The 23451-nt window shown below is 60.5% G+C and carries 14 protein-coding genes; 5 read left to right on the top strand and 9 right to left on the bottom strand.

What is annotated here, in order from left to right:
• Nucleotide 1: 1 nt before the first annotated feature.
• The 4 genes from A6A03_RS14340 to A6A03_RS14355 all read right to left on the bottom strand — a co-directional run bounded on the left by A6A03_RS14340 (nt 2) and on the right by A6A03_RS14355 (nt 7852).
• Complete coding sequence (locus A6A03_RS14340; protein ID WP_066789680.1) at nt 2–916, bottom strand: carbohydrate ABC transporter permease; 915 nt, start codon at nt 914–916, stop codon at nt 2–4.
• Nucleotides 906–3761: an extracellular solute-binding protein gene (locus A6A03_RS14345; RefSeq protein WP_066789682.1), complete on the bottom strand. Its 2856-nt coding sequence runs from the start codon at nt 3759–3761 to the stop codon at nt 906–908. The genes A6A03_RS14340 and A6A03_RS14345 overlap by 11 nt, the downstream gene beginning before the upstream one ends.
• 93 nt (nt 3762–3854) lie before the next feature.
• The gene (locus A6A03_RS14350) at nt 3855–5312 is read right to left on the bottom strand and encodes an ABC transporter substrate-binding protein (protein WP_066789685.1); all 1458 of its coding nucleotides are present in this window, start codon (nt 5310–5312) and stop codon (nt 3855–3857) included.
• A gap of 158 nt (nt 5313–5470) precedes the next feature.
• The gene (locus A6A03_RS14355) at nt 5471–7852 is read right to left on the bottom strand and encodes a glycoside hydrolase family 94 protein (protein ID WP_066789687.1); all 2382 of its coding nucleotides are present in this window, start codon (nt 7850–7852) and stop codon (nt 5471–5473) included.
• A gap of 543 nt (nt 7853–8395) precedes the next feature.
• Here A6A03_RS14355 and A6A03_RS14360 point away from each other — a divergent pair.
• Complete coding sequence (locus A6A03_RS14360; RefSeq protein ID WP_066789688.1) at nt 8396–8695, top strand: DUF507 family protein; 300 nt, start codon at nt 8396–8398, stop codon at nt 8693–8695.
• A 158-nt stretch (nt 8696–8853) separates the two neighbouring features.
• On the opposite strand, the gene A6A03_RS14365 is transcribed toward A6A03_RS14360, so the two are convergent.
• From A6A03_RS14365 to alaS, 4 genes are all read right to left on the bottom strand, one after another.
• Complete coding sequence (locus A6A03_RS14365) at nt 8854–9297, bottom strand: GNAT family N-acetyltransferase (protein WP_066789690.1); 444 nt, start codon at nt 9295–9297, stop codon at nt 8854–8856.
• A gap of 221 nt (nt 9298–9518) precedes the next feature.
• On the bottom strand, nt 9519–9974 hold the full coding sequence (ruvX, locus tag A6A03_RS14370; RefSeq protein ID WP_066789796.1) for a Holliday junction resolvase RuvX: 456 nt from the start codon (nt 9972–9974) through the stop codon (nt 9519–9521).
• A 148-nt stretch (nt 9975–10122) separates the two neighbouring features.
• Complete coding sequence (locus A6A03_RS14375; RefSeq protein ID WP_066789692.1) at nt 10123–12159, bottom strand: hypothetical protein; 2037 nt, start codon at nt 12157–12159, stop codon at nt 10123–10125.
• Nucleotides 12160–12447: 288 nt separating this feature from the next.
• Nucleotides 12448–15132, bottom strand: a complete 2685-nt coding sequence (gene alaS, locus A6A03_RS14380) for an alanine--tRNA ligase (protein WP_066789694.1) — start codon at nt 15130–15132, stop codon at nt 12448–12450.
• Nucleotides 15133–15429: 297 nt separating this feature from the next.
• Here alaS and A6A03_RS14385 point away from each other — a divergent pair, with 297 nt between their 5' ends.
• Together A6A03_RS14385 and A6A03_RS14390 are read left to right on the top strand one after the other, a co-directional pair.
• Nucleotides 15430–16758, top strand: coding sequence for an acyl-CoA dehydrogenase family protein (locus A6A03_RS14385; RefSeq protein WP_066789696.1), 1329 nt, complete (start codon nt 15430–15432; stop codon nt 16756–16758).
• A 414-nt stretch (nt 16759–17172) separates the two neighbouring features.
• Nucleotides 17173–18720 (top strand): nicotinate phosphoribosyltransferase, encoded by a 1548-nt coding sequence (locus tag A6A03_RS14390; protein ID WP_066789698.1) that lies wholly within the window; start codon nt 17173–17175, stop codon nt 18718–18720.
• Nucleotides 18721–19358: 638 nt separating this feature from the next.
• Here A6A03_RS14390 and A6A03_RS14395 read toward each other — a convergent pair.
• On the bottom strand, nt 19359–21650 hold the full coding sequence (locus A6A03_RS14395; protein ID WP_066789700.1) for a histidine kinase N-terminal 7TM domain-containing protein: 2292 nt from the start codon (nt 21648–21650) through the stop codon (nt 19359–19361).
• 250 nt (nt 21651–21900) lie between these two features.
• On the opposite strand from A6A03_RS14395, the gene A6A03_RS20640 reads away from it, so the two are divergent.
• Together A6A03_RS20640 and A6A03_RS14400 are read left to right on the top strand one after the other, a co-directional pair.
• On the top strand, nt 21901–22374 hold the full coding sequence (locus A6A03_RS20640; protein ID WP_076798261.1) for a putative iron-sulfur cluster-binding metallochaperone: 474 nt from the start codon (nt 21901–21903) through the stop codon (nt 22372–22374).
• A gap of 76 nt (nt 22375–22450) precedes the next feature.
• Entirely contained in the window at nt 22451–23359 is a 909-nt protein-coding gene (locus A6A03_RS14400) for a GGDEF domain-containing protein (RefSeq protein WP_066789702.1), read from the top strand.
• Nucleotides 23360–23451: the final 92 nt, after the last annotated feature.

The raw sequence follows: 23451 nt of genomic DNA on the forward strand, positions 1-23451 counted from the left end.
CTCAATCCTCGCGGAACAGTCTATTGGCCAGCCGGTTAAACAGCAACACCATCAACAACAGCACCACCGACACGGCGGCGGCGTACCCCATTTCGTAGCGCAGAAAGCCGTAGTCTTCGATATGGTTGACGATCAGTTGGCCGGCGTACTGCGGCGTCGGGTTGCTGCCCGACAGCGCCACCCCGATCGTGCCGGCCTGAAACGCGCCGACAATCGCCATCACCGCGCCAAACAGCATCTGCGGCTTCATTGATGGGATGGTGATGTAGATAATCTCTTGCCAGCGGCTGCTGACCCCATCGAGCGCACCGGCTTCGTACAATTCGGGATTGATGTCGAGCATGCCGGCCAGCATCGCCAAAAAGCCGACACCCATACTGCTCCACAGGGTGACGATGATCATAATCGTCATCAAATACTCTGGCGATTGCAGCCACTGGATCGGCGCTTGAATCAGGTTCAAGCTGAGCAGAAAACTGTTGAGGTAGCCATTCTGATCGCCGCTAAACAGCGTCTGCCAGACCACCGCCATCGCCACGCCGCCCGTCATCGACGGCGAGTAGAGGATGAGGGCGAAGATGGTGCGTGGCGTGCGCGGCAGTTGGGCCAGCATCCACGCCAGCAAAAAGGCCAGCACATAGCCCCCCGGCCCGACCAGCACCGCAAACTGGATCGTGTTGGGCAAGACGTAGCGCATAAAGATATCGTCTTGGGTCAGCAACACGATATAGTTGAGCAAGCCGTTGAACTGCGGCGGCTGGATCGAGTCGAAAAAGGTGAATGAAAGCAAGAAGGCCGCCAGCACCGGAATCGCGATAAAGATCGCGAACAGCACCGCATACGGGGCGATGAATCCGTATGCGCTCGCCTCTTTGCGCCACTGCCTGCTCAATTGGCTGCGCCACTCAGTTTGCATGCGCCATCCACTCCTTCACCGTCTCGATGGTCGGGATCGTCATCGTGCGCACCCGCTCGCCATTGCGGATGTAGCCGAACTCGGTCATCTTGCGCACAATCTCGCGGTTGATCACCGTCACCGCATTGTCAATCGCGACGCGCGGGTTGGCCCCCTGAAAGACGATCCGGTTCCAGACGTTGCTCAACTCGCGCTCTTGCATATAGCTGCCCGGCAGCTTGATCGGCTCTTGCAGCCATTGCCACTGCTGCAAAATCACGTCGCGGTGCGCCGCCGAAATTGGGGTAAAGCGAAACGCCTCTAGGTTCGCTGAATTCCACAAATATTCCAACCCAAAATTCATAATTAATTCTTGCTGGAATGCAACCTGCGTCTCGGTTGCCATCCACCACTTGAGGAAGGCCCACCCCTGTTGCGGCTTGTCGGTATTGGCGAACATCATGGCCGCCTGCGCCGAGCCGGTCGCATAGCGCAACTGCCTGCCATCAGGCAAGACGGTGGCCGGGTAGAGGGCAATGTCCCACAACCCATCGATCTCCGGCGCCGCGGTGAGCAGCTTGAGGTAGGTTTCAAAGTTCGAGATGCCGACCGGCGTTTCACCAGCGCGAAAACTGTCGTAGAAACTAGCCGTGGTCAGCGGCATGCCGTAGATGGTGAAACTCTCGGCCATAAACCGGATCGCCTGAATCGCTTCGTCCGACCCCAAGCCCGACATGCCATCGGGGGTGTAGAGCGACGCGCCGTAGTTGAAGAGGTAGGGGGCCGTGACCAGATAGCCCTTCATGCCGCCGCCGCTAGAGAGCGGCGTGTTGTAGTTCATGCCGAAACGCTGCAATTCGGGCAGAATCTCGAGTACTTCATTCCACGTTTGCGGTACCGGTAAATTCAGCGTTTCCAGAATATCTTTGCGGTAGAACGTCACCCAAAAATCTTGTGTTTCGGGAATGGCGTACACCGAGTCGTTAATGATGTAGCTCAAGAGCGAACCGGGGGCATAGATGCGGATGAAGCGGTCGAAGTCGGGGAAGCTGCGCAAATCGTAGAGCGCATTGCGGATCGCCAGCTCATACGGGATGTTGGTGCTGACGCCGAGCGCAATGTCGGGTTGGGTGCCGGCGGCGCAGGCCAAGACCAGCTTCGATTCGTTAGGCATAATCGAAAACTTGACCTTGATCCCGGTCTGCGGTGTGAAGCGCTCGTCGGCCATGCGCTGAAGCAGGTTGACATATTGTTGCGGGCGATTCACCCACACTTCCAGCTCATCCGGCGCTGCGCCAATGCTCTGGTAGGGATCGCTGCGGAAAGAGGCAAGAAACCGCTGGAACCAATCGGTTACGATTGCGCCGGCGGTGATGTTCGGTTCGGGAGGGATGATGTCCGGCGAATGGATGTAGATGGTATCGAGCGCCAGCGGCTGGCTCTGCAACGAGGGCAAGATGCTGCCGAGCAGGTGCGCCGCCGAACCGGCCCCTTCCGACAAGCGGCTCATGCGGGTCGGAATCCGGTTGGGGTCTTGGGCCAGCACCTCAAGGTTGTCGATTGCCATCTGGTAAGCGAGCACCTCTGGCGAGGCCGGGGTCTGGTTGACGGCCAGCAAGGCCTGTTGGTCGGCGCGCAGTTGGCTGGCCAGCGCCGCCAGCCGTTCGCGAATATCGGGAATGTAATCGGCGATCTCCCACTCTTTGTAAATATCGATCTGGTTGCCGGTGAGGCGCTTGATTGCGAAGGCCAGATCGGCAATCGCCTTCAAACCGGCTCGCACCCGCTCGATCGAGTCATGATAAGGCGCGGTCGTGGCTTCGATGCCCAAGACGTGCCGGCCTTGCTCAAGATAGATCTGGTACGGCGTCGCTCCGCCCAAAGTGTCGTTGCGCCAATGTGGGTTATAGCTAAACGGTACCGCATTCAACTCGGCAAACAGCACCTGATCATCAATCAGGATGCGGCGATACACGGTAAAGTTATTCTTGTAATCTTGGATAGCGCGCAGGGTGATCGCATACCAGCCGCTCTGCGGCACGGTAAACTCGTAGTAAACCGTCGTGCCGCTGCGGCTCCAACTCTCGCCGCCGAGGGCATTCATCCGCAGATGGTAGGGATCGTAGGGTGTCACGTCCAGATTGCGGCGGCTGATCGGGCGCACACTGGTGTCGTTCTTGAAGCTTGGCCGCTCAGCGGCGAGTTCGATCAGCACCCCGCTGCTGGCCGGCGCTTGCCGGCTCGCGCGGTAGGCGGCGTAAGACGGGTACGAGTCGATCGCCGGCAGCAGATAGAAACTGCCTAGCGCCAGCTCGCCTTCGCCGAGGCTGAGTGAAATGCGCTGGCGGCCCGCCGGCAGCGTGAGTGCGATCGGGTACGGCTGGCTGAAGTTGGGGTCGCGCAAGAAGACGCGGCTCCAGCGGGCCAAGCGGGCCTGCGGGATCAGGGTTTCGTTGCCGTAGCGGTCGAGCGGGAACTGATCGGCGGTATCGTGATAGAACAGTGGCACAATCAGCCGCCAGCGCTCAGGTTGGCCCTCGATCTGCACGAGCAGTTCAGGCGGGATGAAGGTGACAGTTTCCGGCACGGCGGCGTCAATCGCTAACGCATACGCGCCGGCTTGCGGCACGGTGATGGTGAACGAGACCTGATCGCCGCCGCGCAGCATGACGCTTGGCTTGGCATAGCTCGCTGCCAACGGATGGGTTGCCGCCGGCAGACCGAGCGTGTCGGCGCGCACCTCAACCACTGGCGCACTGCCACCCTCGGCCCGCACCGGCAGCGGGCCGGCGAGCAAGCTAGCGAGCGCCAGCCAAAGGACGATGAGGAGGCGGATAGAGGTTGTGATCTGCCGGCGCCAACCCATAGCTTCACCTAACTATCACTACGAACAATGTGTCGATGCTGTGCGGGAGATGCACGGCAGTGCGAGGGACGCACCGCCGTGCGTTGCTTCCTACTAGCGCAAGGCGGCGTCAACCTCGGCCCGCGCCGTATCGAGGATATTGTTGGCGAACGTCTCTAATTTCGGCGCGTAATCCTCGTACTTGTAGATGCCATCGCCGGCGCGGAAGAACATGAACCACATGTTCACGTCTTTGTCTTCGCCGATGTCAATGCCCGGCTTGCCTTCCCACCGCGCTTGGATGTACCCCGGCACCAGTTTGGCCAGCGACTCGACAAGGCTATTGTCAAGATTGGCCAGCGCGGCGTTGATCCCCGGCTTGTCGAAGAATTGGCGGTAGAGCGCCAGCGACTCAGTGTCGATCGCGACCGGCATCTTGCTCGGCACGCCGCCCATCTCGCGGGCCAGTTCCACCTCTTTAGCATAGGCGGCGCGGGCAAAGGTCATCCAGCGCGCGAATTGGTAAGCTTCCTCCAGATTCGGCGCCGTCTTCGAGACGACGATGATGTCCATCACAATCGCCTGATTGCCGCCGGGGATGCCGACAAAGTCCCAGTCAAAGGTGGCGTTCTGCGCAATCTGCGGAATGGCCCAACCGCCTTCCCAGCGCATACCGACTTCTTGATTCAGGAACAGCTCCCACGGCCCAGCCGACTTGAAGTTCACCTTCTGCTCGTCGGTCAACCCTTGCCACGTATAGGGCTTCAGCTCAGTCACCCGCGCCACGGTGTCTTTGAAGGCGGCGGAGTTGTAGTTCATGTGAACGCCGTCGAAGCTGAACCACTGCAACTTGTTGTCGAGCACGTGCGGGTACCAGCCCATCACGAACTCCATCTCGTCGAGGCCGAGCACGCCGCGGGCCGGGTTGTGCAGGCCGGTTACCGCCGCGTTGAACTCGTCGAGTGTGAAGCCGTACTCAGGCGCGTCGAGGTTAGCCGCTTCGTAGAGATCGCGGTTGACGAAGTACCCCATAATGAACTGCGCCGCCGGCAAGCCCATCACCTTGCCATCATAAGTGACACCCGACCGCAGCACTTGCGGGATGAGCGGCCAATCGGGATCATTCGCCACCAGTTCGGTCAGATCGGCCAGCCAGCCGTTCTTGACGTAGAGCGGCATATTGTTGGCCATAAAGACATCAGGCAGCGCGCCTTTAGCCGCATAGGTATTGAGCATATCGTCCCAGCCGGCGCCCGCCATATCAACGAACTCGATCGTCACGTGCGGGTTCAGCTCGGTATAGACCTTGACCAAGCGGCGCTGGATGTTGTTCTCTTCCTCGGTGCCGAGGTTCCAGTTGGCGTAGCGCAGGGTCACCGGCTGCTTGGCGGCAGCAGTGGGAGCTGCCGTCGGCGCAGCCGTTGGCGCGGCGGTCGGTTGTTCAGGGGGTGTCTGTGGCGCAGCGGTTGGCGCTTGGGGAGTCGGTGGCGTAGCCGCTGGCGTACAGCCGGTCATGGCCGCGAGCAACATCAGTATCACGAGCAGGAAGCCACCTTTGGCAGCGGGTTTCATGCATTTCCTCCTTGACATGCAAACAAAGCTACGAACGAACGTTGCGGCATTGCAATCAGGTTTTTTGCGCGTGTCACCTCCTTTCGCAACGGTGCGCCACGCAGGATGTTGGCGCGTTGGTATGGTGAGCGGCAGCTTGGCTGCCGCTGCGACCCTCGTTACCCCAAGACCACTCGCACCCGGTGAGTCTGGCCATCGGCGAAGACCGGCACGACGTTGCCAGCGAGCGGCTGGCCGTCCACCTCTACCGTCGCCACACCCCGGCTCACGTGTTGCGGGTTCAGCACCTCGATCTCGTACACCGCACCGCGGAACGAACGGCGCACGGTGAAGCGATCCCATGCCGCTGGAATCAGCGGATCGATCAGCAAGCCATTGGCCTGCGGCCTAATCCCCAAAATCCAATGGGTCGCCATCCGGTGCAGCCACTGGGCCGAACCGGTGTACCACGTCCAGCCGCCGCGCCCGAAATACGGCGATTGCGGGCCGTCAACGTTGCCCGGCGTGACGTAAGGTTCGGCTTTGTAGCGATCCGGATCGGCGCTGCGGTTGGGCGGGCAGATACGGCGATAGGCTTCATAAGCTTTCTCGGCGTCACCGAGCAGAGCGTAGGCCCACACCGACCACGTGGCAGCGTGGGTATAGACGCCGCCGTTCTCGCGCAGGCCCGGCGCGTAGCGGGTGACATAACCGATGTCGGGACGGGGACGGGTAAAGGCGGGATAGTTGAGCAACGTGCCATACTCGCAGAGCAGGTGGCGCGAGACCGACTCCATCGCCTGCCATGCCCGTTCGCGATCGGCAATGCCGCTAATCACCGCCCAAATGTTGGGCATCAAAAAGATGCGGCCCTCATCATTCGCATGCGATCCGAGCGGCAAGCCATCATCGGTCGTCGCTTGCAAAAACCACTCGCCATCCCAGCCGTAGCGGTTCGTCGCCCAACGCAGCGTCTCGCGCACCGCCGCGCAGCGTTCGGCGAACGCCGCATCGCCGCGTTGCTGCGCCAGCGGCATCCAGCGCTCAAGGATCGCGTAGAGAAATTCAGCCACCCAAAAACTCTCGCCGCGCAGATGGGTGCCAACCGCATTGAGGCCATCGTTCCAATCGTGATCCCCCATCAGCGGGATGCCACGGGGCGAAAAGCGGCTGAACGCGCGCTCGATCGCCCGCTTGCAGTGCAGGTAGAGCGGCTCCGCCGGGCCGTTGAGGTACGGCACTGGCTCATCCAGAATCGCGAGATCGTTGGTCTCTTGCAGGTACGAATCGACGATAAACGGCAGCCAGAGCAAGTCGTCCGAACAGTTGGTACGCGGCCCGCCACCCCGGATCGAAAACCACCAGTGCAGCACATCGCCTTCGATAAATTGTTGGGAGGCGTGGAGCAAGATCTGGCGCTTGGCTAAAGCCGGATCGCAGACCAAGAAAATTTGGCTGTCTTGCAACTGATCGCGGAAGCCATAGCCCGCCGAGACTTGATACAACGCCGACTTGGCCCACAACCGGCCCGAAATCGCCTGATACTTCAGCCAGTAGTTGGTCATCAGATTGAGCGCCGGATCAGGCGTTTCGACATGCTCGGCGTCAACTAGCCGCGACCAGAAGGCATGCACTGCTGCAAGCGTTTGGGTGCTGGCAGCCGGCGAAGTGAAACGGCGGATCAACTCGGCGGGATCTTCGCGGCCCTGCTCGGCAGCACCTAGCGTAAAGACGATCGTATGGCTTGCCCCCGGCGCCAGCGCCACCTCGACCTGCAACGCGCCGATTGCATCGCCGAAGCGACCGGTGCGTCCAGCCAAGGTCGCCATCTGCATCGCCTGCGGATGCTCAAGGCTCTGGTACAAGCCAATAAACGACTCCTTATCGCCGTCGAAGCTCTTGAGCGGCTCGCTGGCAGCGATAAACGCCACGTAAGGCCAATCGATATTGTTATGCCGGCCCTCCTCATCGGCAAAGCCCCACAAATACTTGCGCGCCAGCAACGCATTCAGCGACTGATCGACCGCCGTATCAATGAACAGCTTATGAAACTCGCGATGCTCATCGGGCGCAAACCCCAACAACCACTCGACATAGGTCGTAACATCGAGCCGGCGAGGCCGGTCAGTCAGATTGGTCAACGTCAGCTCAAACAGCTCAACCGGATCGTGCGGCGCAACAAAGACGGTCAACCGGCTACGGATGCCGTATGCCTCCTGCGCGAAACGCGAATAACCGAGGCCGTGGGTCACTTGATAGTGGTCATACGCATGCAGCGTCGGCTTATACGTCGCCGACCAAAACTGGCCGCTGTCGAGATCGCGCAGATAGAGATACTTCCCCCAATTGTCTTGCACCAAATCCTGAAACGAGCGGGTAATCCGATTCTGGCCGGCGTTATTGCGCCAACTATAACCCGAACCGGTCTGCGACACCATCAGCGCATAGTCGCCATTACTGATCACATTCCCCCAAGGGCGCGGCGTCAGCGGCGTGGTGATGATGTATTCGCGGCCATCGGCGCTGAAGTAGCCATAGCGGCTAGGAAAGAGGCGTTCCATAACACTCCGTTGTGAAAAGAGAGCAACCCGGCTATCGTGAAATGAAACGTTTCATACGGGCAAATAAAAAATTGCCTCGTCGTGCAAAGCGCAGTTGCGGCTGATGGGCTTATTGTAGCACCACTTTTTTCCTTGTCAAGATCGTGTGTGTAACGTTTCACCAACAATTGATGGAAGCGCAATCATTGAACTATCGCCTGTCCGGCTGCGCACGGTTGAGAAGTGAAATGTTTCACTAAAAGATTGCTGTTCCCGCGCACCTATATGTCATTGCGAGGGGGCGTGGTCGGTTGTCATTGCGAGGGAGGGTGGCCACCCGCGAAGCAGGGTGCCGCCCGACCGAAGCAATCTCCCGCTTCAGCGAGAGAAATGCCTGAGCGGGTTGCTGCCGTGCTCGCGGGGGATTGCTTCGCCGCGCGTGGGCAGAGCATCGCTCTGCCCCTACGCGCGGCTCGCAATGACAGAGGGGGAGCGGGGGATTGCTTCGCCGCCCTTTCGTGTACAATAGAAGCAGCGCCGTGATCAGCGAAACCGAGGTGAGCTATGCGACTCAGTGAAGATAAAGTGCGCCGGATTGCCGAGCGCTTGCACGACGAATTGGCCGAGCGCGGCCTGTTAGCCTACCGCGACCGTCCCGGCCAGCGCCCTAGCGATGGCCGCGCGTTGCGGGTCAAGGCGATCTATGATGCGATTGTGGCCGATCTGAAGATCGAAGAGGAGATTGACGCTGAAGTTGAGCGGATTCTGGCGACCTACAGCCGCGAAATAAAGGGCACTGAGCGCGATATTCTCTTTCGCAAGCATAAGGAAGAGGTGGCGCGTAAGCGGGGGTATGTGTTGTAGGTGGGGTGCCGCTGTGCTTGGATGTATGCTATGGAGTGCGGCAGTTTGACTGCCGCACTCCATAATGGTTTCACACACTTGTGTTTTGCGCTGGTCGAGGTAAAAGTCGATGAAGTATTAGTCAAACTGCCGCACTCCATATTGGTATCGCGCACCTCCTATTTCACCCAGTAGAGCAGAATATAGTGCGGCCCGGTGTGCGGCACCACGAATTCTGCGCCGTGTGTCACGAAACCAAAGGCAAGATAGAACGGCAACGCGCTTGTGCGCCCGTGACACCAGATCATATCGCCGCCGTGACGCCGGACATGCTCGATCCCGGTTTGAAGCAACGCTTGGCCGATCCCTTGCCGGCGGAAGGCGGGCAAGACTCCCATGCCGCGCAGCCGCCACGCCGCGCGGGCCGGTACGTCGGGAAACGCTTCGGGGGCGAATGAGGCAATGCCGACAAGCTGGTCGCCAATGAAGCCGCCGGCGTGCAACGCGAGCGGGTGGTCATCGCCGGGATAGACGAGTTCGTCAATCGCTTGGTGCGGGCGTAGGATGTGTTGGCGCAGTGGCCGGGTTGCGGCGGCGCTGATGGGGTGAATGGCGTAGTTCATACGTTCATGCCTGTAACTTAGAGACGTAGAGGAAGCAAAGACGTAGAGGATTCTAACGCAAAGACACAAAGATATTTGAGATTGATCCAAATACCACAAAATGCTCTGCGATCTCTGCGTCCTTCGCGCCTTTGCGTTTACCCATTCTCTGCGATCTCTGCGTCCTTCGCGCCTTTGCGTTTACCATTCTCTGCGTCTTTGCTTGCTCGGCGCCTTTGCGTTTAACTGTCTCCGCGCCTCTGCTCACGCTGCGCCTTTGCATCGAGATAGTCTTGCAAGATGATCGACGCGGCGACCTGATCAATCTGCTCTTTGATTTTGGCCGGTTTGAGGCCGAGATTGCGCAACATCTGCTCGGCGGCGACACTGGTCAGCCGTTCGTCGAACATTTCGACCGAGCACGTGAGCGCCGCGGCCAACGCATCGGCAAAGCGTTGCACTGCCACGGCTTGCGGGCCGTGTTCACCGCGCATGGTCAGCGGTAATCCCACCACCACCCGCGTCACGCCACGCTCGGCGACCAGCCGGGCAATCTGGGCAATGGCTCGTTCGGGTGGGTGGGCGGCGATCGTGGTGAGCGGCGCGGCAATGCGCGCACTGGCGTCGCTGATCGCCACGCCGATGCGCCGTTCGCCGACATCAAGCCCTAGGATGGTCTGTTCGTTGGTTAGGTTCACGTTAGCCGGATATAATGGCAACGCAGAGGGCGCTGAGGCGTCTATATCCTCTATGTTGTGGCAGCCACTCTACGCTTGCGATAAATCTGTTGTTCTGCAAGCAGTTGCCGTAGTTGCAGTATGCTGCGTCTACGGCAACGTGCCCTCCTCACTCAATCCGAATCCGGAGCTGCCAGCTCCAACCGGGGAAGCGGTCAACATCTGGCGGCAGCGTAAAGCCGGCCAGCCTTCCGTTTGCTACTAGCGCCTGCAAGCCGGCTTCGGCTTCGGCGCGGGTGCGACCGAGCACCGCGTTCTGGATCGCTGCGCGCGTTGCCGGATCAAGCTCGTTGCCGCAGGCCGGGTCTGGCCCGACCGCGCCATCAACGCGCAGGGTTGCGCCATCCCAGCGCCAGCCGTTGATCACGGCGGCCTTGCAGTCACCCGGACGCAACTGGCCGTTTTGGATCAGTTGGGCATTAAACGCATCAGCCAATTGGCGCTGGAAGCTGGCTGGATCACCGTTGACCGCCAACCCGCTGTAGTTCGCTTGCACGGTCAACGTAAAGAAGCGATTATCTTTCGGCAACGATGTACCTATCGGCGGATCCACGATCTGCTCGAAGCCGGCCAGTTGCTCAAGCTCGGCCCGGCTCGGCGAGACGGTGGTCGGTTCGAGGCGGAGATTGCGAGCTAAGGCGAGGCCATCGAGCTGCCGGCGCGCCTCTTGGTCGAGCCGGGTCAATGCCTCGGCTAGATAGCGGCGCACGTCGCTCTCTTTAATCACAAACACCTCTTCATCAGCGCCGCCGCCGATCGCGTCATGCACGATCGTCAGCACGCCGCCGGTGAGATTAATCGTTGGCCCGCCGGGAATGCGCAGTTCGCGGATGCTATTGGCGGGAACGTTGGAGGCGCTGCCGGGTGAGCGGGCAATAATCCGCACTTGCGCTTCGCCGAGGGTGGTGATGATCTGGTTGCCGCGATTGGTTGTGACTGCGCCGGGCACGGTCACGTCGGTTTCGCTAATAAAGGGAATCGGCTGATTGTTTGGCCCAACGGCGACAAACTCGCTCCCTGCCGGAATGGTGATCGGCTGGGTATTCAGATTGCGGAGAATGATCGAACCCTGCGCACTGCTAACCGGCGTCATCACGCCGTCCGTCACTTCACCGCGCAGACTGATGGCAACCGTCGTGCCGATCGGGTCAGCGGCGACGGCGCCATTGCTGCTCGGCGCGGTGACCGGGATCATTGGCAGTGCCAAGCCAGTGATCGGGGTCGTCTCGCGGGCCGGCAAACGCACGACCACCGTCGTGCTGCGCGTCACTATCAGGAACACGCCGAAGATGGCAATCATCACCACCAACACAACCAGCAGGATCGTGGCGAGGCGCGATTGCCGGCGAGCGGCAGGTTGGGAGGCGCTGCGCGGGGTAGGAGCAGGCGGCGGCGCGACTGCCGGTTCGCGCCGGGGTTGGGTGGGTGCGCGTTGGGCGCGATCAGCGTCGCTGCGCTGGCCAATTTGGCTAGCCCGCGCCTGTTCAGCCGCTGAGAGTTGAATATCTTCGGGCCGCACCCGCGGCGCTTGGCTCACCGCTTCACGCACTGGCGGGATAGGCGGCGGCGGCGCGCCGGTGCGTTCTTGCTCGAAGGCGGCAGCCAGATCGTCAAGCGCGTCGAAGAACTCTAGGTCATCGTCACCCATCGCTTGGGCTGGCGGCGCCGCTGCGCCGCTGGTCGTGGTTGGAATAGGCCGCGTTACTGGCGCTGCCATCGGGCGGGTCTCAGCCGGCGCCGGTTTCGGCGGTTCAAACAGCTCTAGATCATCAACCTTGCCGGTCGCGGCGAGCTCGTCAAGTGCGGCCAGAAACTCAAGATCTTCAGCCGGCAGGTCTTCGCCGGCAGGCGGCGGGGGAGGCGCCGGCGCTTGCACATGCGCGCCAGTGACTTCGATCGTGGTCAGCCGGCTCTGGCGGGCCGCTTTGAGGATGGCCGGGTCAGAGCTAATAATCGTGAGGGCAATGCCGGCGGCAGCGGCCAATTCGCGCAACGCATCGGTACCAGCGACGCGCTGGAGGAAGCTCGTTCCTTCGGGGGCTAAGATCTGGACATTGGCGGCATGGGTGGCGCGTACCCGCGCCATCAGCGACTCGGCGGTATCATCGGGTAGCGCAAGGACAATCGCTGTTTCGTCGGTGATCATAGCCCCTCACCCCCGGCCCCTTTCCCCGCATGCAGGGAGAGGGGCGCTGCGGCAATGCGTCATCGTCATTCGCTTGTTCACGGTATAAGTCTACCACGCGCGATGGTTGATTTGAATAGCCACGAAAAGCCGCAAAAGGAACAAAAATATTATTTTTGCGTCTTTTGTGTCTCTTTGTGGCTATTCTTTACCCCTCCCCCTGCCCCTCCCCGTACACGGGGAGGGGTATAGCCATGCAAAAACATTGAAGTGTTTTGTGCCTTTTGTGTGTCTTTGTGGCTATTCCCCTCACCCTGCTTGTTCGGCCAATACGCCAGCGGCGGCGTTGATCGCCGCGGCTAACTGGTCGGGGTTGCGCCCGCCGGCTTGGGCGACTTCGGGTTTGCCGCCGCCGCCGCCACCGACGATCGCGGCCAGCGGCTTGACCAGTTGCACAGCGTTCAATCCGCGCCGGACAAGATCGGCGGTGACCATCGTCAGCAATTGCGGCTTGCCATTGATTTGCGCGCCGAGCACAATCACCGCGCTGCCCAGCTTGTCGCGCAGATACTCGCCCATCTCGCGCAAGCGCTCGACGGTATCAGCCTCGACCTCGGCAGCCAGCAACGGCACGCCGGCAACCGTCTGCACCCGGTTCAACAGCGTGGCGAGCTGCTCGCGCGCCATCTTGCTGCGCAGCGCCTCCAGCTCTTGCCGGCGCTGCCGGTTCTCGGCCAGCAACGCCTCGATCCGCTCGGCCAACTGGGCAGGTTGGGCATTGATCCGCGCCGCCAGATCGCGCAGCGCTTGGGCCTGCTCTTCCACCCACGCCTCGGCCCCGCGCCCGGTCAGTGCCTCGACGCGGCGGATGCCGCTGCCGATGCTGCCCTCGCTCACCAGCCGGACAAACCCGATCTCACCGGTGCGATTGACGTGGGTGCCGCCGCACAGCTCAAGGCTATCGCGCGAAGCGTACTCGCCGTTATCCAAGCCATTGCCGCGCTCGATCGTCACCACCCGCACCGTATCGCCGTACTTCTCGCCAAACAGCGCGATCGCGCCGCGCGCCATCGCATCCTGATAGCCGGTAATCTCCCAGCGCACCGTAGCATCGGCCCGCACCCACGCATTCAAGCGCCGCTCGACCTCGCGCAATTCTTCGGGATCCACCGGCTTGGTGTGGGTAAAGTCGAAGCGCAACCGATCCGGCGCGACCAGCGAACCGGCCTGCGCCGCGTGCTCGCCGAGCACATCGCGCAGCGCGCGCTGGAGCATGTGGGTCGCAGTGTGGTTGCGCTGAATATCGGCCCGCCGCACGATATCGACCGTTGCTTGCACCTGATCGCCCACGCTGATCGTGCCATCAACCACCCGGCCATAGTGAACGATCAGACCGGGCAGCGGGCGGCGAGTATCTTCCACCCGCACCGACCCGTCCGGGCCGACCAGCACGCCGGTATCGCCGACCTGACCGCCGCTCTCGGCGTAGAACGGCGTGGTATTGAGCACAATCTGCACGTGCCTCCCGGCGCTGGCCGTGTTCAACGCATCGCCATCGGCCAGCATCCCAATCACCGTTGCCCGGTCGCTCAGCCGCTCGTAGCCGGTAAAGTGGGAATTGGGCAGATCCAGCTCCACCCATAGATCGGCCTCGCCGCTGCGCTTGCTCGTCGCCGCTGCTCGCGAACGGGCCCGTTGTTCGGCCATCGCCGCCTCGTAACCGGCTTCATCAACCGCCAACCCTTGCTCGGCAGCGATCTTTTGGGTCAGATCGAGCGGGAAACCGTAGGTGTCTTTCAATACAAACGCATCGTTACCGGGGATCACCGTCTCGCCGCGGGAGCGCACCTGCTCGATCACCGCGTTCAGCCGCGTGATACCGCCGCTGAGCGTGCGTAAGAACTGGCGCTCCTCTTGATCGGCGGCGCTGAGGATAAACTCGCGCCGCTTGACCAATTCGGGGTAAGCGTTGCCCATCTGCTCGATCACCGCCGTGATCACCTCAGCGAGGAACGGGCGCTCGAAACCGATCGTGCGGCCTTGATACGCAGCACGGCGCAAAATCCGGCGCAACACATACGCCCGGCCCAGATTGCCCGGCAACACGCCATCGGCGATCAAAAACGCAATCGCCCGCGCATGGTCGGCAATCGCGCGATAGGCGCTGCGGTGGGACTGATAATGGGCCTCATCGCTGCCGCGCGCGCTGATAATGCGATTGATAATCGCCACAAACAGATCGGTCTCGTAGGTGCTATGCACCCCCTGCATCACCATCGCCATCCGCTCAAGGCCCATGCCGGTATCCACCGACGGACGCGGCAGCGGCTGCATGGTGGCGCGGTCGTACTGCATAAACACGTTATTCCAGATCTCGACATAATTGGGGTCGTCGGAATTCACCCCCTCGGCACGCATCTGGCTGAGGTCATCGCCGATATACATCGTAATTTCCGAGCAGGGGCCGCAGGGGCCGGTATCACCCATCACCCAGAAATTATCTTTGCGGCCAAAGCGCAGCACTCGCGACGGATCGGCCCCCTGCGCGATCCACAACTCGGCGGCTTCATCATCAGGCGGCACCTCGTCATCACCGGCGAAGACCGTAAACCACAGCCGCTCGACCGGCAACTGAAACTCTTCGGTCAACAACTTCCACGCCAGCCGGATCGCCTCGGCCTTAAAGTAATCGCCGAAGGAAAAGTTGCCCAACATCTCAAAAAAGGTATGGTGGCGCGGCGAGGGGCCAACCTCTTCGAGATCGTTATGCTTGCCGCTGACGCGCAAACATTTCTGCGCCGTCACAGCACGGGTATAGGGACGCTGCTCGCGCCCCAGAAAGACATCCTTAAACTGCACCATACCCGAATTGGCAAACAGCAGGGTCGGGTCGTCGGCGACGACCAGCGACGAGCTGGGCACGTGGGTATGGCCATGGCGAATAAAGAACGAGATAAACGTTTCGCGAATTTGGGCCGCGGTTAATTTTTGCATACGAATAACGCCTATTTAACGCCGAAAAGCTATTCCTCGCGTTATTGTAGACGATGGTAGCGCCGACCGTCAACCGTTTTGGGAAGCATCTCGTGATACGAGGATAATGCGGTGCGTCATGGAGCGAGTCGAACGACCGCGCAGGCAATGGACGGCAATCTGACAACATTGTCATTGACACCTGCGCCGCCGTATGCTACACTGTTCTTGACGCATCGCGTCATTCCTTTCCCTGCTTGAAGTCATATCCGGCAACAATGGGGTTGCCCATCGCTCAATGCTGAACAGGAGGCATCTATGGCGCTCATCTCTCTCCCGGCCAGCCTCACCCGCATGATGCAGCAGGTGAATGTGCCGTTTGTTGACACATTCCGCGCCTTGCGCAGCATCACTCCGCAAGAAATCGGCCTGCTGCTGAAAAGCATCGCCGCCAAGCGGCGGCCCAAGCGCGTGCCGCCGATTAATAGCGATTTCTTCGATATTTTGGGCGAACTCTCGCCCGAAGAGCGGCTGATCCAGCAAAAGATCCGCGCGTATATGGAAGAGAAGATCCGTCCGCTGGCCAACAGCTACTGGGAGCGGGGCGAGTTTCCGCACGAGATTGTGCCTAGCTTTGCCCGGCTCGTCGCCGAAACCTTCGGCACCCGGCCTTACGCCATCGACGCTCTTGGCCCGGTGCTCACCGGTGTGGCCTGTATGGAGCTCGCGCGGGTCGATCCATCGATCTACACCTTCTTCGGCGTGCATTGGGGCCTGTGCATGGGGTCGATCGACCTCTTCGGCTCAGCCGAACAGAAGCAACGCTGGCTGCCGCCGATGCAACGATTCGAGCTGATCGGCTCGTGGGCCTTGACCGAACCCGACGTCGGCTCAGCGACCGCCGCCGGTCTCACCACCACGGCCCGCTTCGAGCGTGGCTATTGGGTGCTCAACGGGGCCAAAAAGTGGAGCGGCAACGCACCGATTGCCGATCTCAACATCATCTGGGCGCGCGATGTATCCAACAACCAAGTGCAAGGCTTCATCGTCGAGCGCGGCACGCCGGGGTACGAAGTCGAACGGCTGGAAGGCAAGATCGCATTGCGCACGGTGCAAAACGCCAATATCCGGCTCGTCAATTGCCGGGTGCCCGAAGCCAACCGGCTGCCGAATGTGGGCGGCTTCCGCGGTATTGCCCGCCAACTCGCGATCACCCGCGCCGCTGTCGCGTGGGCCATGACCGGGGTGGCGATGGGCGCGTATGAAAAGGCGTTGGCGTACGCACAGCAGCGCATCCAATTCGGGCGGCCAATCGGCGGCTTCCAGTTGGTGCAGAACAGTCTGGTGCAGATGCTGGCCAACGTGACAGCGATGCAGACCATGTGCCTGCGGATGAGCCAGATCGCTGCCCGCAACGGCAAAGTCAGCCACGAGCATGCCTCGCTGGCCAAGGTCTTCTGCGGCGAAAAGATGCGCGAAACGGTGGCGCTGGCCCGCGCCGTCTCCGGCGGCAACGGCATCCTGCTCGAACACGAAGTGGCCCGCTACTTCGCCGACGCCGAGGCGCTCTATTCCTACGAAGGCACCCACGAGATGAATACGTTGATCGTGGGGCGCGCGATCACTGGGATGTCGGCATTTGTGTAGGGGGGGACGCAGAGGATGCAGGAGAGCCGGATGGCTTCCGGCTCCGCAGCGGGCGCAGAAAATTTTAACGCAAAGGCGCAGAGAACGCAGAGGGCGCAAAGGTTTTGGGGGAAGCGCCGCCGCTTCTGTTGTCATTGCGAGCCGCGCTCCGCGCGGCGAAGCAATCTCCCGCACGCCGGTTGTCATTGCGAGCCGCGCTCCGCGCGGCGAAGCAATCTCCCCCTTCAGCGGGAGGGACGACTCCACGCCATTGGGTTGCACCTCAGCGGGAGCTTGCTGCGGGCGCTGCGCGCCTGCGCGATGATAGTATTCCTCTCCGCGTCCTCTGCGCTCTCTGCGGTAAACATGCTCATTGACAACCTCCCCGCTTGCTGCTATATTAGTGTGAAAGTTACACTATATAGCGAGGCACCTATGAACGGCGCGCAGCTCCGTACCGCTACCGGGATTCTCTTTACCGACCAGTATCAGTTGACGATGGCCCAGCTCTATTTCCGCATGGGCATTCACGAGCGTCCGGCTCAGTTTGACCATTTCTTTCGCCAGCCGCCCAACTATGGTTTGCATTCCGCCGGTTATTGCATCGCCGCCGGCCTTGAGTGGCTGCTCGATTGGATGGAGACGGCGGCGTTTGGCCCGGCTGAGCTTGAGGTTTTGCGCAGCCAGCGGAATCGGGTGGGCAAGCCAGTCTTTGGCGAGGATTTTTTGGCCTATTTGCGCGATCATGGCCATTTTGGCGGGATCACGCTGTGGGCAGTGCCTGAAGGGCGGGTGGTGCATGCCCAAGCGCCGATGACAATTGTGCGCGGGCCGTTATTGATGGCGCAGATTCTGGAAACCGCACTGCTTAACCATCTCAATTATCAGACGTTGGTGGCGACCAAGGCGAGCCGTATCCGTGAGGCGAGCGGGGCGAGCACGGTGCTGGAGTTTGGCCTGCGTCGCGGGCAGGGGTTGGGGGCGAATGCCGGTACGCGGGCAGCTTTGATTGGCGGGGCCGATTTTACCTCGAACGTGGGCCTTGCCCATACGATCGGCCAGACTGCCAAGGGCACCCATGCCCACGCGATGGTGCAGTCGTTTTTGGCCCTCGGCATGAGCGAACTCGATGCCTTCCGCGCCTACGCCGAGGTCTATCCTGACGATTGTTTGCTGCTGGTGGATACGATCGACACCTTGCACAGCGGGGTGCCGAATGCGATCCGGGTGTTTGAGGAGCTGCGCGCCAAGGGGCATAAGCCGGTCGGGGTGCGGCTCGATTCGGGCGACCTTGCTTACCTTGCGATCCAGACCGCGTTGATGCTGGATCGGGCCGGGTTCCCCGATACGGTGATCGTGCTCTCGAATGATTTGGACGAGCTGGTGATTTGGCAGATTCAGAGCCAGATCGCTCAAGAGGCGCGGCGTTACAATGCTGATGCCGATGCGATTATTCGCCGGTTGGTGTACGGTGTCGGCACCCGGCTGGTCACGTCGCACGGCGAGGGGGCCTTGGGCGGGGTGTATAAGCTGGTGGCGCTGCACGATGGCAAGGAATGGCAGCCGGCGATTAAGATTGCCGAGAGCGCAGCGAAGCTGACCAATCCCGGTTTGAAGCGGGTGTGGCGGTTGTACGACGAGCGCGGCAAGGCGACTGCCGACCTGATCGCACTCGAAGATGAAGACCCCACCAGCGAAGAGTGCATCCGGTTGCGCCACCCTAGCGACCATGCCCGCCAGCGCACGGTGCGCCGCTCAGAACTGACCGGGATCGAGCCGTTGCTCGAACCAGCGATGGTGGAGGGCCGGCGGGTGGCTGAGCCGCTGTCGCTGGAACAGATGCGCGCGCGTCGCCACGCCGATGTCGAGCGGCTTGACCTTGGTGTGCGCCGGATTATGAACCCGCATATCTACCACGTGTCGCTCAGCCAACGCCTGTGGGATCTGAAGCAAGAGCTACTAACCCGCTTACAACAGGTGTAGGCGCAGAGGAAGCAGAGCCGCAGAGGGCCTATAACGCAAAGACGCGAAGATCGCAGAGGGCGCAAAGCATGTTATCATTTGGGTAAAAGCGTACTTGAGAACAACCTCAAACAACCTTCGCGTCCTTTGCGTTCTTAGCGCCTTTGCGTTTACCATTCTCTGCGCCTTTGCTCGCTTTGCGCCTCTGGATCGGTGTGCTATACTAAGATTGGTGCTGGCGCATGATGCGCCGCCGCTGGGGTTTCCCAGAGGAACTTCCCGACTCCCCGCCCGCCGCAAGGCGGAACGCCGCCCCGCGAAACAGCAAGCGGGGGCGCCGGTCGAGCAATCGGCCGGTGACGCAAGACGGCAACAGAGAACAGTCCCGCCGGGTTTCCGGTAAGGGGTGAAACGGCCGGGTAAGAGCCGGCCAGCGCCGGCAGCAATGCCGGCGGCTAGGCGACTGCGCCGGCGATGGGGAGCAAGGTGCGTGGGGCGGGCTCATCGGTGGGAGAATGCGGCTTGGCCGTGTTCGTTGTACCACCCCGTTCGCTCGCATCGCCGCCGCGACGGCAACCCGGGTAACACCCGGCGCGCTAGGAGCGGCCGCTGCTTGGCAGCGAGAGAGATGGCGGCAGCAAACAGAATCGGGGGTACGGTCATGCGCCAGCTCGTTCCCCTACAATGCGCGATATCGACACCACCGGCAGATCGCAGAAGAAGGTTGATCCTTCGCCGGGAGTGCTCTCAACCCCAATGTTGCCACCCATGTAGGTAATGAGGCGGCGGCAGATAGCAAGGCCAAGGCCGACGCCATGCACCTTCTGCCCGTTTGGCTGGCGGACGCGCTGAAACTCTTCAAAGATCCGCTCTTGATCGTCGGGGGCAATGCCCACACCGGTGTCTTTAACGCAAATGCGTACCCATTCACCGCGTGGTTCAGCGCAGATTTCCACCCGCCCATCTGGACGGTTGAATTTAATCGCGTTGCTGACTAGATTGATCAGCACCTGTTCCAGCCGGCCAGCGTTGGCCATCACCTTCGGTAATTCAGAAGGGATATTCACCAACAGCGCCAAATTGCGTTCGCGCGCCTGTGGCAACATCTGCCCGGCCACATTCTGAATGATTGCACTTACCTCAACCGGCTCTACCTCCATCTCAAGTTGGCCGGCCTCCATACGCGAAAACTCCAGAATATCGCTGATCAAGCGCATCAGATTGAGGCTCGACTGCTTCATATAGCCGAGCGTCTCTTGCACCTCTGGGCTAAGTTCGCCTAACACGCCGCGCCGCAACATATCGGTATAGCCGATGATGGAGGTCAGCGGTGTGCGTAACTCGTGGCTGACGGTGGCGAGAAAGCCGGTCTTGAGCCGGTCAGCCCGTTGGACTTGCTCGTAGAGGCGAATGCGGATGATCGCATCGGTAATCAATTCACCGATGGCGGTGACCAACTCGCTCAAGGTCGGCGTCATCGTCTTGGGCGCACTAGTCGCTAACCCTAAGATGCCAGTCGCATAGTGTTCATGCCGGAGCGGCACCAGCAATAGCGATTGCAATCCTGCTTGACGTAAGCCGATTGCCAACGGATCTTCCTCGGTGAGTTCGGCCAGATTGATTAATTCTGGCCGTCCTTGTTGGATGCGCTGGATCAAGGTTGCGGCGGCAGCACCGCTCATGATTTCGTTCTGCAACTGGCCGGTGCCATGGGTCGTGTGGTCAACGACCACCGTAATACGTTGCTGCGATTCGTCGATCAGGCCAATCGAAACCCGTTCCCAATGGCCTTCGCGCACTATAATCCGCGCGATCGTATTGAGCAGCGAGCCGGTTTCTTGCGCGTTGTTGGCGCTGCGGGCAATGGCGTTAATCAGGCGCAGCGCGGCGATATGGCGCGCGCGCTCTTGCTCGGCCCGCATCCGCTCGCTTACATCACGTACCAACACCAGCGATCCGGTCGCAATCCCGGCGGCGGATTGGAGCGGACGGATGCGCACTTCGATCGCTTGGGAGCCATTATCGAAAATAACTGGCCGAGTTGGCGCCGTGATGGTTGTGTTCAGCAGATGTTGCAGATCGCGCCCAAATGGTGAGGAGGCGACCAGTTGGGTTAAGGGTCGGCCAATCCAGCGATCGCTATGCACGCCGAGCAACCGGGGTGCGTGCTGATTGATCTCGGCGACCAGTCCACGGCTATCGAGCACGATCAGGCCGTCAGGCAAGCCAGCGATGACTTCTTGCTCGGCCAGCGGGGCCAAATCGTACAGCCGGTAGCGCATTGTTGTGTAAATGCCAAGCGCCGCCGAGATGAAGAGCAAGATTGGCGTCGGATCATCATTCCACGGCACCTTTAGCCCGCCAAGAAAAGCGATATTGCCGGCAGCCGGAATGAGTGCCGCGGTGAGCATCAGGCGGGCATGGTAGCGATGCACCGGCGGCGCTTGCCACGAGGCGCGGGCCAGCACGATAATGCCGATCGCCAGACAGACATATGCATACACGGTGTGAAACCAGAACGCTGGCCCGCGGGTGACTGACAGCCAGAGGAAGGGGCGCGAGGTGTCGGCTTCGACCGTTGCCCACCAGAGGTAATGGAGATTGTTCGTCAGTGCCAGCACCAGCGAAATGAGTTCGGGCACAAAAATACCGCGCCGCAGCCAGCGCGGCACCCGCCACCATTCACCCGAATAGGCCAGCGCGATGAGGAGCCAGCACGGCCCGATCATCACAATGCCGACATTCTGCAACAATGACCAAAAGAGCGTGCCTTCAAACGTCGTATCGGCGATACTCAGCGCGTGGCAAGCATTCCACCATGCGATGGCGGCCAGCAAAAGCGTGAAGGGACGGCCACCGCGATAGTAGCGATTTTGCCACATCATGATCGCTAGTCCGGCGGAAATAATCGCCGGAATGAGATAGATCATCACAAACGGTATTGCCGCCATAGGTGCGTTCCACTCAGATGTGATCGATGCCGTCATTAGCTTGAAAATCTCTGTTGGCTGATCTGATGTGGCAAGACGAGGACTGTGTTGGTCTTACTATACCGCCTATTGTACTTCAAAAGAATGAACGGCGAACAACCTTTTCCTTACACAATTGATAGCGCTAGTTTCCCATTGCGTGAACTACTATGTACTGGAAGGCGTATAGCGGCGGCGGCAGTATCCTGTTTGGCGTGAAGGAGCAATCGCAATGAGTCAAAGCTGCGCCGGCTCGTCATCTGCTGAAACAACATGCCATGAAACACGTGTGCAATCGGGGATGTGTCCGGCTTGTGGCGCGAAGGGAGCGCCGGTTTCGATCCAGACCGTGCAAGCACTGGCTGCAATCAGTTTGCGTTGCTTGCCATCAACGTCGTATCAATTTTGTCATACGCCTCACTGTCCCGTCGTCTACTATTGTACAGATAATGCACAGACCCTTACGGTTGATCAAGTGCGTGAACGGGTGTATCAAAAGGAAACGGGTCAACCTGACGTTTTTATCTGTTACTGCTTCCGGTATCGCGCCAGTGATCTTCAGCGGGCTACTGTCGCTGAAAACGAAGCCATCATTGCCGATATCAGAGCGGGCATTGCCGCTGGCCAATGTGCTTGCGAGTTACGCAATCCGCAAGGATCGTGTTGTTTGGGGAATGTATACCGTGCGCTCCGCGATCAAGGCTGACCTAGCATTGTCTTGTCGAGAATGTTGAAGTATGCTATCGTTGACGCAGTATCGGTCATCTAACCACGGGCAGGCTATGGCATTTGCCGCACAGCTCTTACCGATTTTGACGAGCGATCAGACATTGATAGCACAGCTCAGCGCGCTGTTGGGTTCAGCGTGGCAGCTTATGCCGGTAGACACGGTTGCCTCTGCGTCGCCGCATCTGGTCGACTTGCGGGAACAGTTGCCGCCCGATCTCGCAGCGCAAGCCGAGCATGCGCCGTTGATTGGTCTAGTAGCGGATGCAGATGCTGCTGTCACCGCGTTACAAGCGGGTGTGCATGAAGTGCTGACTGTAGCTGAGCTGCAGCCACTATGTTTGCTGCGCGTGGTGGCGACCGCGCAAACGCGCTGGCAGATCGAGCAAACGCGCCGTCACCAATTGGCCGAGGCGCGGGCCCAAGTGCATGCCTTGACGGTGCGTTTGCAGAATGAGCAGATCCGCGATCCGCTCACCGGCCTATATACGCGCCGCTATCTTAACGAGACGCTGGAACGCGAGCTGCGGCGCGCCGATCGCGAGCAGGTAGTGCTCAGCGTGGCGTTGATCGATATTGACCAGCTTGAGCAGGTGAATTGGCAGTTTGGCCGCGCGCTCGGCGATGCGGTGTTGCAACATCTGGCGAATCTGATTGGCCGGCAAGTGCGCGGCGGCGATATCTTCTGCCGCTATGGCAGTGATGAATTGCTGTTGGTGTTACCGCGGGTGACGCTCGAAACCGTCTTGCACCGCGCCGAACAGTGGCGCGCGGCAGTGGCGCAGACGGTGATTCGCCCTCATACGCTTGATCTGCAAGTGACGATTTCAATTGGCGTAGCCGCCTTTCCCCGCGATGCGCGCAATGCGGCTGACTTGCTGACGCGGGTGGGTGAAGCGCTCTATGCAGCCAAAGTAGCCGGCGGCAATTGTGTGCGGTCATGGCCGGCGACAGGCAAACTATAGCTATGGAGTGCGGCAGTGCTACTGCTGCAGATCCCATGTTCTCACCGCTAGCGACGTTGCTGTACAGCGTCGCTGCAATCGAAGGGAGTGCC

This window comes from Chloroflexus islandicus (assembly GCF_001650695.1).
Lineage (GTDB): Bacteria > Chloroflexota > Chloroflexia > Chloroflexales > Chloroflexaceae > Chloroflexus > Chloroflexus islandicus.

Coding starts and splice junctions, on each gene's coding strand:
- A6A03_RS14340 (WP_066789680.1), bottom strand. CDS start 916: ATGCAAACTGAGTGGCGCAGCCAATTGAGCAGGCAGTGGCGCAAAGAG.
- A6A03_RS14345 (WP_066789682.1), bottom strand. CDS start 3,761: ATGGGTTGGCGCCGGCAGATCACAACCTCTATCCGCCTCCTCATCGTC.
- A6A03_RS14350 (WP_066789685.1), bottom strand. CDS start 5,312: ATGAAACCCGCTGCCAAAGGTGGCTTCCTGCTCGTGATACTGATGTTG.
- A6A03_RS14355 (WP_066789687.1), bottom strand. CDS start 7,852: ATGGAACGCCTCTTTCCTAGCCGCTATGGCTACTTCAGCGCCGATGGC.
- A6A03_RS14360 (WP_066789688.1), top strand. CDS start 8,396: ATGCGACTCAGTGAAGATAAAGTGCGCCGGATTGCCGAGCGCTTGCAC.
- A6A03_RS14365 (WP_066789690.1), bottom strand. CDS start 9,297: ATGAACTACGCCATTCACCCCATCAGCGCCGCCGCAACCCGGCCACTG.
- A6A03_RS14375 (WP_066789692.1), bottom strand. CDS start 12,159: ATGATCACCGACGAAACAGCGATTGTCCTTGCGCTACCCGATGATACC.
- alaS (WP_066789694.1), bottom strand. CDS start 15,132: ATGCAAAAATTAACCGCGGCCCAAATTCGCGAAACGTTTATCTCGTTC.
- A6A03_RS14385 (WP_066789696.1), top strand. CDS start 15,430: ATGGCGCTCATCTCTCTCCCGGCCAGCCTCACCCGCATGATGCAGCAG.
- A6A03_RS14390 (WP_066789698.1), top strand. CDS start 17,173: ATGAACGGCGCGCAGCTCCGTACCGCTACCGGGATTCTCTTTACCGAC.
- A6A03_RS14395 (WP_066789700.1), bottom strand. CDS start 21,650: ATGGCGGCAATACCGTTTGTGATGATCTATCTCATTCCGGCGATTATT.
- A6A03_RS20640 (WP_076798261.1), top strand. CDS start 21,901: ATGAGTCAAAGCTGCGCCGGCTCGTCATCTGCTGAAACAACATGCCAT.
- A6A03_RS14400 (WP_066789702.1), top strand. CDS start 22,451: ATGGCATTTGCCGCACAGCTCTTACCGATTTTGACGAGCGATCAGACA.